This is a genomic window from Yersinia sp. KBS0713 (assembly GCF_005937895.2).
In the GTDB taxonomy this organism is placed as follows: Bacteria; Pseudomonadota; Gammaproteobacteria; order Enterobacterales; family Enterobacteriaceae; genus Yersinia; species Yersinia bercovieri.
In genome coordinates, this window is sequence record NZ_CP042173.1 from 115,905 (window position 1) to 129,187 (window position 13,283).

A 13,283-nucleotide genomic window follows, 5' to 3' on the forward strand; every position below is an offset into this window, starting at 1 on the left:
AAGCAGGATGTTCCGCTCGGTTCGGTGCCTCTAGCTCAGATCTGGTCTCTTGACCACTGGCTGAGCGCCCTCGATCGTGTTTGTGGCATCAGTCGGATTTCAGAAAGTGCTGTCCGACAGCACTTTATCCTGTTTTTTGCTGCTGGCAGATCTGAACCTGACCGAGTTGAAGTCGAGCGTATACGTTTGTCTGACAGGATACGTGTGACGCACTTGGTTCCCCCGCCAAATGTGCTTGCGTTGAGTGCGGAATGGTGGACTGAGGCTGCACACCCGGGAGTGTTGTTCGCCAGCCGGCGTATTCTAATCGAAGAAGATGCATATTCTCCGGACATGGCGCGAAAAATGTTCACACTGTTGCGGGAAAACATTGACAGATTGGTGGGGCGGTCTTTATGTACCCCAAAATAGCCATCGTCGGAAGTGGGGTTACCGCCGGTCTGGCCGCAAATTTTCTCGCCCCACTGGGTGAAATTACGCTATTCCAGTCCCCTAATCCCTTTGCCAGTGGCATTCCTGAAATAGTGCCGAGAAGAGCGTTTTTTGACGCCTTTAGCACCATCGATGAGGAGGAAGTCATTACCCAGGCGGCGCCAGTTATTCGACGGGTACTCTGGCAACATGACGAGAAGCTGCACAGGACACAACTTGCTTCAAACGAAGAATATTTCGTCTATGACAAGGGCCGTTTGGCGACATTCATGGCTGAATGCATTCCTGCTGCGCAGCGCGTAAAGCAGGAGGTGACCAACATTGCCGATCTGGATGGGTTTGACCGGATCTTCGACTGTCGCGGTGCAAAGTCTGTGATTAACGATCCCGCTTATCAGTCGCACTTTATGCATTCCGCACGGACGGCCTGCCGCTATTTGGTGGTGCATTCTCTTCCTTACGGGGACAGAGAAGAGATGTGCTTCTGGTCTGAAAACACAGATGGCGGTAGCAGGCGCACTTTTTTCATGATCCCGGTCGGGAATGACAGGGTGTCACTGGGATGTTCGTGTTTACCCTCTGACGTGATTTCTGCCGACGAGTTACTCGTGGCTATGGCAGCCAAAGGAATTACTGTTACGCGGGAAAATATCATTTTTAGCGGATGTGCTGAGCCAGAAGGACGAGCGATGACATGCTCCTTTAGCCACGTCATGCTGCTAGGTGATACCTATTCTTTGTCCTGTCCGCTTGGCGAATACGGAACGCTTAAGGCGCTATCTCAAATCAGGGAGATTACCGGCGCAACCGCCTTGCCGCGGCAGTTATTTAAACGCCACAGGAACGGTGAAATCGATCCACATCTGCCTCAGGAGTTATTTTCATGAAAGATTACACCTGTATTTCAACCGCGCTGTATCCAGGGAATGGAGAACCTATCTCTATCCAGGTAGATATCCTTGATCATGTGGCTGGGGTCGCTCACTTGTGCAAAGGTTTCGATATCAGTCCTGAAGACTGGCCTGATGGTTACGGTATTTCTAATGAGATTGTCACGTTATCCACACATCAGGGGACGCACATTGATGCTCCCCTTCATTACTCACCCAACGGTTCTGATATTGTTGCTGCCGATATTAACCACTTTATGGGTCAGGCAGTGATCTTTACCGATCGTGAGTCCTGCGGGTCAGAAGTGGAAATTGATTGGCAGAGATATCTGCAGCGCCTTGATTATTATGCCGGGCGTGCGCATGCGGTATTTTTCATTACCGGAGCCTACGAGCGTTATGGCGAATCCAGTTACTTCACTGAGTTTAAGGGGGTACCGGCCCGTTATGTTGAAGCTGCACTCGATCGTGGTTATACCCTGATAGGTACTGACGCTTTCAGCATAGACCCCCCTTTTGCCGTGATGTCCCGCGCCTATGTTGAGACGAGAGACCCCTCCACGCTCTGGCCAGCACATGTACTGGGACGTAAACGTCCATATTACCAAATTGAGCGTCTGGCAAACCTGCGGGATTTTGAAGCCGCCAGACTCGTTGATTTCATTGCCTTACCCATAAAACTGCACTGTGGTGCTGCCTGGGCCCGGGCTGTAGCGAGGATTGTTGAATGAAGTCCCTGTATATCACCGCAGCAGCAGCAGTGAGTCCGCTAGGTAGTTCGCTGGAGGAAATCTGGCAAAATGTACTCAAGGGAGTCACTGTTTACGGTAAAGCAAGTCTGCCCGGCAAGCGAGATTTTTTCGTTGCTGAATCCGTTCCCGGTACAGGCTCTGATATTGCCGCTTATGCTCCGCTCTTCACGGAAACGATCCGCAAGCTGGTCAGTGAACTGGCGATTAGCGAACCGGTAGATGCCATTTTTTTCGCCAGTGCAGTGGGTAATCTGGCTGAAGTAGAAAATGAAATTTATGCCGGTCGTCCGGTTACACTTGAGCAACTGGATTTTGCGGCGGTTGAACGCGTTTTTGCTGGCACTGCTGCATACGGAAAAAGCACTCAGTTTGTTTGTGTTCCGACCGGTTGTTGTGCCGGACTTCAGGCAATTGGCTTAGCTAAGACAGTCATGTCTCGCATGGGACTTAAGCGTGCGCTGATCATGTCTCTCGATTTTGGCCTGACGCCTCTGGCATTAGAGGCTTTTAACAAAATCAACGCGACCCGCAGCTTCACGCCGGAATTAACCACCAGTCCCTCTCGCCCGTTTTGTCGCGACAGAGACGGATTTCTTTTTTCGGATGGCGGCGGGGCGATCCTGGTCAGCACTCAAGCATCAGAGCCGCCCGAGCCTCGCATCTCAGGGTATGGCTGTGTTTCCAGCGCATATCACATGACGGATATTGCGACTGATGGCAGTTCTATACGACAAAGTATTGAACAAGCGCTGGAAGACGCAGGAATTGATAAGGGTACAATTAATCATGTCAATCTTCATGCTTCTGGGACTCAGCAGAATGATCAGGCTGAATACCAGGCGCTAAAAGATGTGATTGGCACAGAATTACCGACAATCACCGCGTTTAAGGGCAATCACGGGCATGCTCTGGGCGGCGCCAATATGATTGAGGTGGCTCTGGCATGGAAAATGATGACCACCGGTATTCTCCCTCCAACAGCGCTGGCTCTGCCGGTGGATGCCTATGAAGAGATCCCGCCACGTCCACAGGCAGTTCCATTCCAGGTTAAAGTAATGTTAAAGACTGCCAGCGGATTTTCAGGGATCCATGCTTCGATGATTATGGAGAATAGCCATGTCTGAGACTTTCACCTGCATCCTAAAACAGGATGTTGTCGAGCTGACCGACTTTACCACTTCGGTAGTGTCATCGGTTGCATACCGTGAATTTGACGCGCTGATCCCACGTCGACAGCGGGCCAAGTTATCGGTCGCCACCCGACTCGCCGGAGGGCTATGGCAGTACTATCGCCTTAATGGGCGGCTGGAAAGTCAGGATGCAGATCCCAAAAATACGCCTCTGTTGATCCTTAATCGCTATGCCAACTGGGATTACGTAACGGAAATGATGTGCAGTGATATTGCTGTCACACTTGAGGCGGTGAATAGCTATGTCGCTACGGCATGGTTTCCCGCCAGCCTTCAGGGTTACCTCACCATTGAGCAGAGTAATAAAGCTGAAGCACTCACGCTGGCGACCAATAATACTCACATACAGGCCGCTGCCGTCGACGGTTTATTCCAGCGTAATTTGCAGGGAGCGAAGATAGGAACCGTAGTGGTGGGCACCTTTGAATGTATCCCCGGCCAAATTGGCGTACATCCCATTGCTAATGGCAAACCTGTTGCATTTGGTGCATTCAGCCTGATTTCATCAGGGGACAGTGAAGCAGATATCATCGCAACTTTATCCACTCATCAGGAGCTTTATCATTATGTCCGCAATTAACAACAATCCCTTTATATTTTCCCATTCTGTCAATATTCCTGCAGTTGCTGCCGTACGCGTCTGGGATGCATGGAAGGATTTGGCTGGCTGGCAACGCTGGGATGTTTCCCTAAAAGGGACCAAGGCCACAGAAAATGGTCTGTTCCTTGGTAAGCGTTTTATGGTTATTCCCAAGGCCGGGCCCGGGGCCATTGCCGTCAGTGTAACGGCACTGATTGAAGGTGTTCATTTCACCACCACCGCAAACAGTCCTATGGGCCTCCTTTCTTTCGGTCATACCCTGACGCTGAGTGATGACCGCCAGAACGTTAGTCTGCAGCACTCTATTTGTGCTCTGCCAGCCAGTGATGGCACCGTATTCCCACCGCCGTTGCTGGAAAAGCTGCAGGCAGATGTTATTTCCAGTGTTGATGAGCTCTCGCGGTTTGTCCTTCACGGAGAACGAGGGGCATGAAACACTGGATAGCGGTTATCTCTCAGGCTCACGCCCACATTGCTGCCGATTCTGGTTTTCTTCAGGTCTGCCACGGAAAAGCGGGCCCTTTGCGACAAACCAGCGCAGGAGATGAGGTCTTTATTTACTGCCCCCGCAGTGAAATGAATGCGGGGGAGGTATTAAAAACGGTCGAGTACCAGTGCATATTTGATAATGACCATGTGTACCAGGTTGAACAGTTTCCCGGTTTTAAGCCATTCCGTAAGGATGTGAGTTTCAACAGAAAGTTCCAACCAGTTGTACTGAAAGAGGTGGTCGGACTTGAACTCACCGCAAACTCGCATTGGGGGATGCTGGCTCGTAGAGGTTTCTTTGAGATCAGCGAACATGATGCCGAATTACTCAGATTAGCAATGAGGGGGCTGGGATGAGCCAATCTTCGACCATTATCGTGGTGTTTGACAAGGTAACACGCGAGGATTTTTTTCGCCGCCTCGAATGGTCGTATCTTGTAAAAGCCTGGTCAAAAACTATCGCCTGGCATCAACTTTCCGCTCATAAGGTACTGCTCGAACTGGCCGGACTGGACGGTATTGATAATCTGACTATTACCCGCAGACGAAGGGGCGATCGTATATTCATTGGTGCCCGTGACCGAGATGGCGTACTTATTCAGTCAGGTCTTTGGGAATACGAGCGGGAAAGCCAGCTATGCGTATGCTACAGGCGCATTTACAAACCGGAGTTGGTTCCGCTTTTACGGGAACGGCTGGCCGATTTTATCTGTTCAACGTTTATGAAATGAGGAAGCCGGAATGTCAAAATCCTCCATGCCGGGGCTGATAATTGCAGTGCTGGCGATAACCGCTTTTGCTGCTGGCTTGTCTGAATTCATTGTTATCGGGATGCTGAGCCAAGTTGCTACTGAATTCGGTGTGACAATGCCTCAGGTTGGGCTGCTGGTGACTGCCTATGCTTTGGGGATAACGCTGGGTTCGCCGTTACTCACAGCGCTGACGCTGTCGTACAGTGCACGATCACTTGCGGTTATCCTCATGTTACTTTTTTCAATTCTCAGTGCTGGCTCTGCAGTCATCTCTGACTTCACCGTTCTGCTCATACTGCGCGTGGTAGCAGGTGCCATACACGGTGCCTACTTCAGCATAACATCGGCCAGTCTGCCGACGGTTACTGACGCACGCCAGACCCCGCTGGCCATTGCCCTGATGTTTTCCGGACTGACATTAGCCATGGTACTTGGTGTACCTGCCGGGATGGTGGCCGCTGTACATTACGGCTGGCAGGCCCCGTTTGTCGCAATTGCTATTGTCGCGGCCGCCGGAGCCGCTTTGTTGTGGTTCGTCCTGCCAGCAAAATTTGGTCCCCCTATCGTGACCAGGCACCGGGCGTCAGTGTTCCGTTCCACGCTCAGCAATCCGACATTAATCAGACCATACTGTTTTACCGTGCTGGCATTCGGTGGTGGCTTTGTCTTTTTTTCTTACGCAGAACCCTGGTTGGCTGATGCTGTGGGGTTAGAACCCCGGAAGGTAGTGTTAATTATGGGGGCCGTCGGTCTGGGCTCTCTCGTGGGTAATATTATGGGGGGCATTCTTCCGGGGAAAATAGGGTTGCCAGCAGCATTAACCTTCGCGGTCTTCATCCAGATTGCCGGCCTTTTGGGTGTGTTTTATGCGGTTGGCTCAGCAAATTCATCAATATTTCTTGTGTTGTGGAGCATTGGTGCGTTTGCTACGGCACCGATGGTACAGAGTTGGGCAATCGCTGATGCAGAAACGTCTGATGCACGAGTTTCTGCCAGCCTGAATGTATCAGCCTTCAACCTGGGTATGTCACTCAGTTCTTTTATTGCCACGAGACAGGTTGCGGCAGACGGCATGACCCATCTGCCACTTACTGCCGCATTTCTGGTCATGCTGGCTATACCTTTTGGCCTTTTTCATCGGCGGACACAAGTGTTGCGCTGCCCCCTGTTCTGGAGAAATAAAATGTTTAAATGGACTTACAGTGAAAGTGTTACTACCGAAGCTACACCGGAACAAATCTGGGCAATGTGGCAGGATGCTTCATCATGGCCTTGCTGGGACAGTGAACTTAAATGGGTCAAACTGAACGGTGACTTCACAGAGGGCACTACCGGGAGAATGAAGCCAGCCAGCGGGCCTGAAGTTGATTTTACGCTGAGCCGTGTTGAGTTCCACCGCGCTTTCACCGACGTTGCAAAACTGCCATTGACGAATCTGGTTTTTGATCACGAATATTTTAGCTCGCGGGAAGCCGGTGTTCCTGCGCACATATGTCATTCTGTCACTATGACGGGATGGCTGGCGCCGGTATTTGGTCGTCTGATCGGGAGTAAAATAAAAAATCATTTGCGTGAGGCTATGACAGAGTTGAGTCAACGTGCGCTGACGGGTGATAAAACAGTACGTTAGATATTCCGTAAATACCCAGGTTGTAGGAGAGGATACAAGATGTCAGATAACATAACGGAATTACGGTTTACCCATAATGCGCCGATGGACAGCCGGGGTTTCCGCTGCCTGCAAATGTTCCAGCAGTGGCAGCGACGTATTGACATCATTCTATCCCCCTACAGCCTGACGCAACAAAGCTTCAGTATTCTCGCTATGTGTGGCTGGCTGTCGGAAAAAAACTATCGGGCGACCAAGTGCATTGCCGTCAGACAAAAAGTGTTGGTGGAAATGTCAGGTATACCCAAAATGCAGGTGTCTCTGAACCTACGGCGGCTTGAGCATAATAACTTAATCACTGTTCAGCCTTTCCTGCCAGACAGGCGAGAACGTATCATTGCACTGACTGACTTAGGAATATGTACCCTGAATGACACTCTGATACTGGTCGAAGAAGAAGATCAACGGTTACTGAACGATGTGCATTTTGGCGAATGAATTCCCCATGTCACTGTATTTTCTCTAATCCTGTCATACATAATTATAAAACGCTCTCCCGCAGGCAGCCCATAGCCTGAACGTCTGGTCAACTCAAAAACTACCGAACCTGAGTTAGGGGCTTCTCTGGCCTCGACTGTGGCATAACATGGGCAAATGTCCATTTCCCTATTGAGTAATTTGAAAAGGGTTTCTTTCGCTGAAAAAAGAATGGTTGCGGCATAAACCTGTTGTTCGGGCGGAAGGCACCTCAGCCATTTTTGCTCTGCTTCTGTCGCCACTTTACTGAGCACAGCCTGTAATGAAACCGGTACTAAAGGCGGTTCCATATCCACACCAAAAAGTAAGTCGTCTGGTCCCTCCAGAAGTAATACATTTTCACGAGAGTGAGACAGCGCTCCATTTCTGCCTTTAGGAAATGCTGGAGCTCCGGACGCTGACTTCCCTAAAGGGATATTCTGACAAAATGCCAGCATCATAAGGCTGCGGCCAGCCCAGAATTCAGCCTGACGCTTCTTTGTCGCTGTTCCCAACTTCGCGTCGTGTAATGCTTTTCGTATTAAGGCGTTTTGGGTTGGAAAAAACGTAGTCTCGTAGCGTGCGTGCCACAGTCTTATCGTTGGTGAAAGCGTGGTCTGACTGATGTTTATCAGTATCGACTCTTCAGGTTCCTGAATTGGCCGCCACTGTTGTTGCTGTATGACGTCAGGACCGTTTTGCATGTGAAATTACATACTCCGAGTGAGAGGCTGTTGGGGAAGTTTTAACTTTGCAGCATGAAGCTGGAACAGGATTTTTGCCAGAACTAAAACTTCCAGCTAAGAACAGTGTAGTGGTTCAATAGCAGCAGTACCACGAAATACGTATAAAAATAACGCTCCTCTCGCTGAAATGAAAAGGCGCTCCATTTAATGATATTTTACCGTTAAATCTGTCGCATCTGGGTTGCGACAGAGAACATATCACCTGACCGTAAATTACATCGGGTGAAACAATCTTAAGCTGACATCGGGTAAATTCAGCGCATAACGACCTGATAACATACGACCAGCTAACATAGAAAAGTATTAAAAATAGGCTTAACGTAGGATATTTTCCGTTTTCCAGGGCGACCCCAAAGTTAGCAGGGTTATCAATGAGTGGCGGTGGGGGTGATGTCACCAAAAGCACCATAAAAAACGCCCGCGAAAGGCGGGCGTGAGCGGTGATAACGTTAAGCTAGATTGAATGAACGCTTAATCGTCTTCGCCATTTTCGTCATCGCGCAGAGGCACGATTAGCATATCGACATGCACGGTGTTGATCAGCTGACGCGCTGAAGACATCAACTTACTCCAGAAGTCCTGATGATGGCCACATAGCACCAAGTCCATATCATATTTCTTAATGGCATCAACCAGTACTTGGCCCAAGTCGCCGCTACCACTCAGGGTTTGCTCAATCGGGTAGCCCGCATTCTGCGAAAGTTCAGTTAGTGCATTGTGAGTCTCTTCAGAGATGCGCTTTTGCATATCGCCAAGATTAACGTCGATCAGGCCGGTATAGAGATCTGAGTAGTTAACATCGACATGGATCAGGGAAACTTTGGCATTGTACGGTTTGGCCATAGAGACCGCTTTTTCCACCAACACCTTGCTTTCCGGAGATAGGTCAACCGCAATCAGAATGTGTTTGTAAGCCATAAGTAAACTCCTTCCATAATGTTAATTAATGGGTAAGCAAACATTCAACCTGTTGAACGGGTGCTAACGCGATATCGACATAGTAGCATTATGACCCCTAACTGAAGTGTTTCACGGATCACAACACACTGTTTTGACGATGATCACTAAAGTAACCCTATATCGTTTTACATCTATTTGTGCCGAGGTGTAACTCAATTCTGCCGTTTATAGCCTCGGGACATTATCCGGTCACTCGAATTTAGAGCAGATCATTATCTAAAGTATAGCGCTGATAAAGCACCCCAATGAACGGAATTTCATATTTGTGATGCAAATATAATTGAGTGAAAGCAGTGGTCAAGTTTATCTAATTCAGTTAAGCAAGATTAATGTCTGAGCGATTTTTGTATGAATTCAGCGCGTTTACCAGCAAGTAAGATTCGACTTAAGTTAAGGCTAATCGATACTTAATAACGGCCAAAACGGCATAATTTAGAGATTATCAGGCTATTTTCCATTTCATTTCCTACACTCATAAAGGGAGTCCTACACGTTCGGATGTTGTGTCGAGCAAATAACAGGTCGAACCACCATGAGAAAGCGAACGATAGGGGGTGGCTTTTTAAGCCCTGGGGGTGTTTGTATCGGCTAGAGTGAGCGATGGCGCAAAGGTTCAGGTCACTGATCCAATGTGTGAAATATCGCTGGGAGGATGATTATGATCAGTACCGTCGCGCTTTTTTGGGCTTTGTGTGTGGTATGTGTGATTAATATGGCACGTTATTATTCATCATTACGTGCTCTGTTGGTGGTATTACGTGGCTGCGACCCGTTGCTGTATCAATATGTTGATGGCGGTGGATTTTTTACCTCCCACGGTCAGCCGAGCAAACAGATTAGATTAGTGGGTTACATTTTTACTCAACGCTATCTTGACCATCATGATCCCGAGTTTATCCGCCGCTGTGAGCGGTTACGTGGGCAATTTATACTGACTAGTGCATTGTGTGGTTTGGTCGTGGTGAGTTTGATGGGGTTAATCTTGTGGTATTAGCATCAATGATGGGCAGAGTAGTATTTAAAAAGGCGACCTGTTAAGGCCGCCTTTTTGTTTATTATCACCGTTCAGTACACTGTACCGTTCGATATTATCATCGTGTTGCATGCAGACACACGGTGATAGTAAAAGGTTTCGCTGGGTTAAATAAACTTCAATGCGACCCAGTACAGCCCACCGGAAAGAAGAATAGAGATTGGTAGGGTTAATACCCATGCCAACATAATGTTCTTAACCGTCTTACTCTGCACCCCACCGCCATCAACCAACATGGTCCCGGCAACCGCTGAAGAGAGCACTTGAGTTGTCGATACTGGCATACCGGTATAACTTGCAATCCCGATGGAAACCGCCGCAGTCATCTGGGCAGAAACCCCTTGCGCATAGGTCATGCCTTTCTTACCAATTTTTTCACCAATTGTTACAGCAACACGTTTCCAGCCAATCATAGTCCCCAAAGAGAGGGCCAGAGCGACGGCAACGATAATCCAGGTTGGTGCGTACTCCACAGTTTCCAACAAATCAGTACGTAGATTGTTGAGGAAACGGCGGTCTTCAGCACTGGTTTCTGGCAGCTTGGCAACAGTCCCGGCGGTTTCTGCAACACACATCAGCAAGCGACGCATATGGCTGCGTTGATCAACCGTCAGGTCGTCGTAGCTTTGCAGATTAGCCAGCAGCACCTGTGCATGATCAATGGCTATCATGGCGCGTGAGCTATCACAGTGGAACTGTGCGGGTGTATTCGGCAAGGTTTCTGGTGTCGGCACCAGTGGTTTCAGCGCCACGGCATGAGGCAATGCCTCAACATGTTGCTGATAATATTGTTGCAGATGAGTCACTGCATCGCGGGTGCGGGCAATATCATAACCGGTCGCATTCATATTCACGACAAAGCCAGCCGGAGCCACACCGATTAATACCAGCATGATCAAGCCAATCCCTTTCTGACCATCGTTAGCGCCATGAGAGAAACTCACGCCGATAGCCGATATGATCAGCGCAGTACGGGTCCAGAATGGCGGTTTACGTTTACCGTCTTTCTTTTCACGTTCAGCGGGTGTCAGATGAATACGTTGCTGCTTCTTGGTTCCGTTCCAGTAACGACGTAGCAGGAACACCATCAAGCCGGCAATAACCAGACCCACAATTGGGGATAAGATTAATGACAGGAAGATTTGAATCATCTTAGGAACGTTCAGCGCATCGACAATGGATGTACTGGTCATTAATGCATTGGTTAAACCAATACCGATGATTGCACCAATCAGCGTATGAGAACTGGAGGCTGGGATACCGAAGTACCAGGTGCCCAAATTCCAGATAATCGCCGCCAGTAGCATGGAGAAGACCATAGCCAACCCATGTGCCGAACTGACGTTTAACAGCAGATCAGTAGGCAATAAGTGAACAATGGCGTAAGCCACGCTCAAACCGCCCAGCATCACGCCGAGGAAGTTAAACACCCCTGCCATCACAACAGCAACTTGTGAACGCATGGCGCGGGTATAGATTACGGTCGCAACCGCATTGGCTGTATCATGAAAACCATTAATGGCTTCGTAAAACAGCACGAACATCAAAGCAAGAACTAACATTAGGCCGGTATGGAAATCCAGGCCAGCGAAAAGATGTAGCATAAGCGTTACGCCAGTTTGTGGACATGAACGCGGCGCATTATCAGTGACAATGGGGGGTGGGGAAAAGGAAAATATGACCTTTTTTTGACATGACCGCAGACGAACTGCACTTTTTGAACAACATATGCATGTTATATCAGCAGGTTACTTAATTTTACCGTATGAGACATTTTCTTACTATAGCGATCTTTCGGTGAGCGACTTACAATCCCCCGCCGCTAATTTGTCGGTTGAATGCCCTAAATAAGATAATAAGTAGGCAATATGGGCAATTTTGCAGCAATGATGTTTTTATTCAGTGAGGCCCAGTGTGGAACAGTTTGATGTGGTAGTGATAGGTGCAGGTGCTGCGGGGCTATTTTGTGCCGCTCAGGCCGGACAAGCAGGGTGTCGGGTGCTATTGGTCGATAACGGCAAAAAAGCGGGGCGCAAAATATTGATGTCCGGTGGTGGCCGCTGTAATTTCACCAACATGTATGCCGAACCTGCCGCCTACCTGTCACAGAATCCTCATTTCTGTAAGTCTGCCTTGGCGCGCTATACCCAATGGGATTTTATCGATCTGATGAATCGTCATGGTATCGCCTGGCACGAGAAGACACTGGGACAACTTTTTTGCGATGATTCCGCGCAGCAGGTGGTGGAGCTTTTGCTGAAAGAGTGTGAATTGGGGCAGGTAGTGATCCGGTTGCGCAGTGATGTGCTGTCAGTTGAAAAAAGTGAAACTGGCTTTTTGCTCCAGATTAATGATGAAAAAGTGAGCGCTCACTCACTTGTTGTCGCTTCTGGTGGGCTATCAATGCCCGGTCTTGGCGCTTCCCCATTCGGCTATAAGCTGGCAGAGCAGTTTGGTTTGAAAGTGTTGCCCACCCGCGCGGCATTGGTGCCTTTTACCTTGCATAAACCCTTGCTGGAACACCTGCAAACACTATCCGGTGTTTCAGTTCCGGCCGTCGTCACGGCAGAAAATGGGGTTAGCTTCCGCGAGAGCATTTTATTTACCCATCGTGGACTTTCTGGCCCGGCCATTTTGCAACTATCAAGCTATTGGCAGCCTGGGGAGTATGTGAGTATTAACTTACTTCCTGACACTGATCTGGAGGCTTTCCTGAACAACGAGCGGCAAGCACACCCCAATCAGACCCTGAAAAATACCTTGGCTCAACTATTACCCAAGCGCTTGGTGGAGTGCCTGCAGACGTTGGAACAACTGCCGGATGTCACCCTGAAACAGTTAAATGCACCGCAGCAGGCTGCGCTGGTAACCCATCTTCAGCAATGGCGGGTACAACCTAATGGAACGGAAGGCTACCGAACCGCTGAGGTCACCATTGGCGGCGTAGACACTCAGGAGCTATCTTCTAAGACGATGGAGGCTCATAAAGTGCCAGGATTATACTTTATTGGTGAAGTGGTCGACGTCACGGGCTGGTTAGGGGGATACAACTTCCAATGGGCCTGGAGTTCAGCTTGGGCTTGTGCGCAGGCAGTGGCTGCTGTGAAGTAAAAATAGAGTTTATTTATATCTGTACAGTAAGATGAGCGCCAGTTGGTGTTCGGGTGAGTTGGTAGCAACTTCTTATTGGCTTGCAAAAAATATAGGCGATGCTAACAGGGATCGTCTCTTTACTTATATTCTTTTGAAACAACCAATTATTTTTAGCGAGCTTTTAGATATTACTACGATTTATAAGTGGCATTAATGTAAT

Annotated in this window: 14 protein-coding genes; 11 read left to right on the plus strand and 3 right to left on the minus strand. The window is 48.9% G+C overall.

The genetic code is table 11. From position 1 onward, the window contains the following. Positions 1-395: 395 nt before the first annotated feature. The 9 genes from FFE93_RS00475 to FFE93_RS00515 are packed head-to-tail and all read left to right on the plus strand — an operon-like array spanning position 396 to position 7,213. On the plus strand, positions 396-1,319 hold the full coding sequence (locus tag FFE93_RS00475) for a hypothetical protein (protein ID WP_138774675.1): 924 nt from the start codon (positions 396-398) through the stop codon (positions 1,317-1,319). After that, positions 1,316-2,053, plus strand: coding sequence for a cyclase family protein (locus tag FFE93_RS00480; RefSeq protein ID WP_138774676.1), 738 nt, complete (start codon positions 1,316-1,318; stop codon positions 2,051-2,053). Before FFE93_RS00475 ends, FFE93_RS00480 begins: the two co-directional genes overlap by 4 nt. Further along, the gene (locus FFE93_RS00485; RefSeq protein ID WP_138774677.1) at positions 2,050-3,198 is read left to right on the plus strand and encodes a hypothetical protein; all 1,149 of its coding nucleotides are present in this window, start codon (positions 2,050-2,052) and stop codon (positions 3,196-3,198) included. The genes FFE93_RS00480 and FFE93_RS00485 overlap by 4 nt, the downstream gene beginning before the upstream one ends. Then, positions 3,191-3,844, plus strand: a complete 654-nt coding sequence (locus tag FFE93_RS00490; RefSeq protein ID WP_138774678.1) for a hypothetical protein — start codon at positions 3,191-3,193, stop codon at positions 3,842-3,844. The genes FFE93_RS00485 and FFE93_RS00490 overlap by 8 nt, the downstream gene beginning before the upstream one ends. Further along, positions 3,831-4,298: a hypothetical protein gene (locus FFE93_RS00495; protein WP_138774679.1), complete on the plus strand. Its 468-nt coding sequence runs from the start codon at positions 3,831-3,833 to the stop codon at positions 4,296-4,298. The genes FFE93_RS00490 and FFE93_RS00495 overlap by 14 nt, the downstream gene beginning before the upstream one ends. Next, positions 4,295-4,711: an EVE domain-containing protein gene (locus FFE93_RS00500; RefSeq protein ID WP_138774680.1), complete on the plus strand. Its 417-nt coding sequence runs from the start codon at positions 4,295-4,297 to the stop codon at positions 4,709-4,711. The genes FFE93_RS00495 and FFE93_RS00500 overlap by 4 nt, the downstream gene beginning before the upstream one ends. Next, on the plus strand, positions 4,708-5,085 hold the full coding sequence (locus FFE93_RS21455) for a hypothetical protein (protein WP_186367685.1): 378 nt from the start codon (positions 4,708-4,710) through the stop codon (positions 5,083-5,085). Before FFE93_RS00500 ends, FFE93_RS21455 begins: the two co-directional genes overlap by 4 nt. 10 nt (positions 5,086-5,095) lie before the next feature. Next, a complete protein-coding gene (locus FFE93_RS00510; RefSeq protein ID WP_138774681.1) occupies positions 5,096-6,736 on the plus strand; it encodes an MFS transporter in 1,641 nt (546 codons plus the stop codon). A 39-nt stretch (positions 6,737-6,775) separates the two neighbouring features. Beyond that, entirely contained in the window at positions 6,776-7,213 is a 438-nt protein-coding gene (locus FFE93_RS00515) for a MarR family winged helix-turn-helix transcriptional regulator (protein ID WP_049600385.1), read from the plus strand. Here the strand turns inward: FFE93_RS00515 and FFE93_RS00520 are convergent. After that, a complete protein-coding gene (locus FFE93_RS00520; RefSeq protein WP_138774682.1) occupies positions 7,177-7,935 on the minus strand; it encodes a 4'-phosphopantetheinyl transferase in 759 nt (252 codons plus the stop codon). The two genes, FFE93_RS00515 and FFE93_RS00520, sit on opposite strands and share 37 nt — an antisense overlap. A gap of 513 nt (positions 7,936-8,448) precedes the next feature. Further along, positions 8,449-8,895 carry a universal stress protein UspA gene (gene uspA / locus FFE93_RS00525; protein ID WP_004874931.1) on the minus strand — a complete coding sequence of 149 codons (447 nt, stop codon included), beginning with the start codon at positions 8,893-8,895 and terminating at the stop codon, positions 8,449-8,451. 700 nt (positions 8,896-9,595) lie between these two features. Between uspA and uspB the strand changes: the two genes are divergently transcribed. Then, entirely contained in the window at positions 9,596-9,931 is a 336-nt protein-coding gene (gene uspB, locus FFE93_RS00530; protein ID WP_005273532.1) for a universal stress protein UspB, read from the plus strand. Between the two features lie 146 nt (positions 9,932-10,077). Here uspB and pitA read toward each other — a convergent pair whose 3' ends face one another. Beyond that, positions 10,078-11,574: an inorganic phosphate transporter PitA gene (gene pitA / locus FFE93_RS00535; RefSeq protein WP_032897566.1), complete on the minus strand. Its 1,497-nt coding sequence runs from the start codon at positions 11,572-11,574 to the stop codon at positions 10,078-10,080. 310 nt (positions 11,575-11,884) lie between these two features. Here pitA and FFE93_RS00540 point away from each other — a divergent pair, with 310 nt between their 5' ends. Continuing rightward, on the plus strand, positions 11,885-13,081 hold the full coding sequence (locus FFE93_RS00540) for an NAD(P)/FAD-dependent oxidoreductase (RefSeq protein WP_005273538.1): 1,197 nt from the start codon (positions 11,885-11,887) through the stop codon (positions 13,079-13,081). The last annotated feature ends 202 nt before the right edge of the window (positions 13,082-13,283 follow it).

What these genes read in the sequence shown, in the direction of transcription:
- FFE93_RS00485 (WP_138774677.1), top strand. Translation starts at nt 2,050, where the DNA reads ATGAAGTCCCTGTATATCACCGCAGCAGCAGCAGTGAGTCCGCTAGGT.
- FFE93_RS00510 (WP_138774681.1), top strand. Translation starts at nt 5,096, where the DNA reads ATGTCAAAATCCTCCATGCCGGGGCTGATAATTGCAGTGCTGGCGATA.
- uspA (WP_004874931.1), bottom strand. Translation starts at nt 8,895, where the DNA reads ATGGCTTACAAACACATTCTGATTGCGGTTGACCTATCTCCGGAAAGC.
- FFE93_RS00490 (WP_138774678.1), top strand. Translation starts at nt 3,191, where the DNA reads ATGTCTGAGACTTTCACCTGCATCCTAAAACAGGATGTTGTCGAGCTG.
- FFE93_RS21455 (WP_186367685.1), top strand. Translation starts at nt 4,708, where the DNA reads ATGAGCCAATCTTCGACCATTATCGTGGTGTTTGACAAGGTAACACGC.
- pitA (WP_032897566.1), bottom strand. Translation starts at nt 11,574, where the DNA reads ATGCTACATCTTTTCGCTGGCCTGGATTTCCATACCGGCCTAATGTTA.
- FFE93_RS00480 (WP_138774676.1), top strand. Translation starts at nt 1,316, where the DNA reads ATGAAAGATTACACCTGTATTTCAACCGCGCTGTATCCAGGGAATGGA.
- FFE93_RS00495 (WP_138774679.1), top strand. Translation starts at nt 3,831, where the DNA reads ATGTCCGCAATTAACAACAATCCCTTTATATTTTCCCATTCTGTCAAT.
- FFE93_RS00475 (WP_138774675.1), top strand. Translation starts at nt 396, where the DNA reads ATGTACCCCAAAATAGCCATCGTCGGAAGTGGGGTTACCGCCGGTCTG.
- uspB (WP_005273532.1), top strand. Translation starts at nt 9,596, where the DNA reads ATGATCAGTACCGTCGCGCTTTTTTGGGCTTTGTGTGTGGTATGTGTG.
- FFE93_RS00520 (WP_138774682.1), bottom strand. Translation starts at nt 7,935, where the DNA reads ATGCAAAACGGTCCTGACGTCATACAGCAACAACAGTGGCGGCCAATT.
- FFE93_RS00515 (WP_049600385.1), top strand. Translation starts at nt 6,776, where the DNA reads ATGTCAGATAACATAACGGAATTACGGTTTACCCATAATGCGCCGATG.
- FFE93_RS00500 (WP_138774680.1), top strand. Translation starts at nt 4,295, where the DNA reads ATGAAACACTGGATAGCGGTTATCTCTCAGGCTCACGCCCACATTGCT.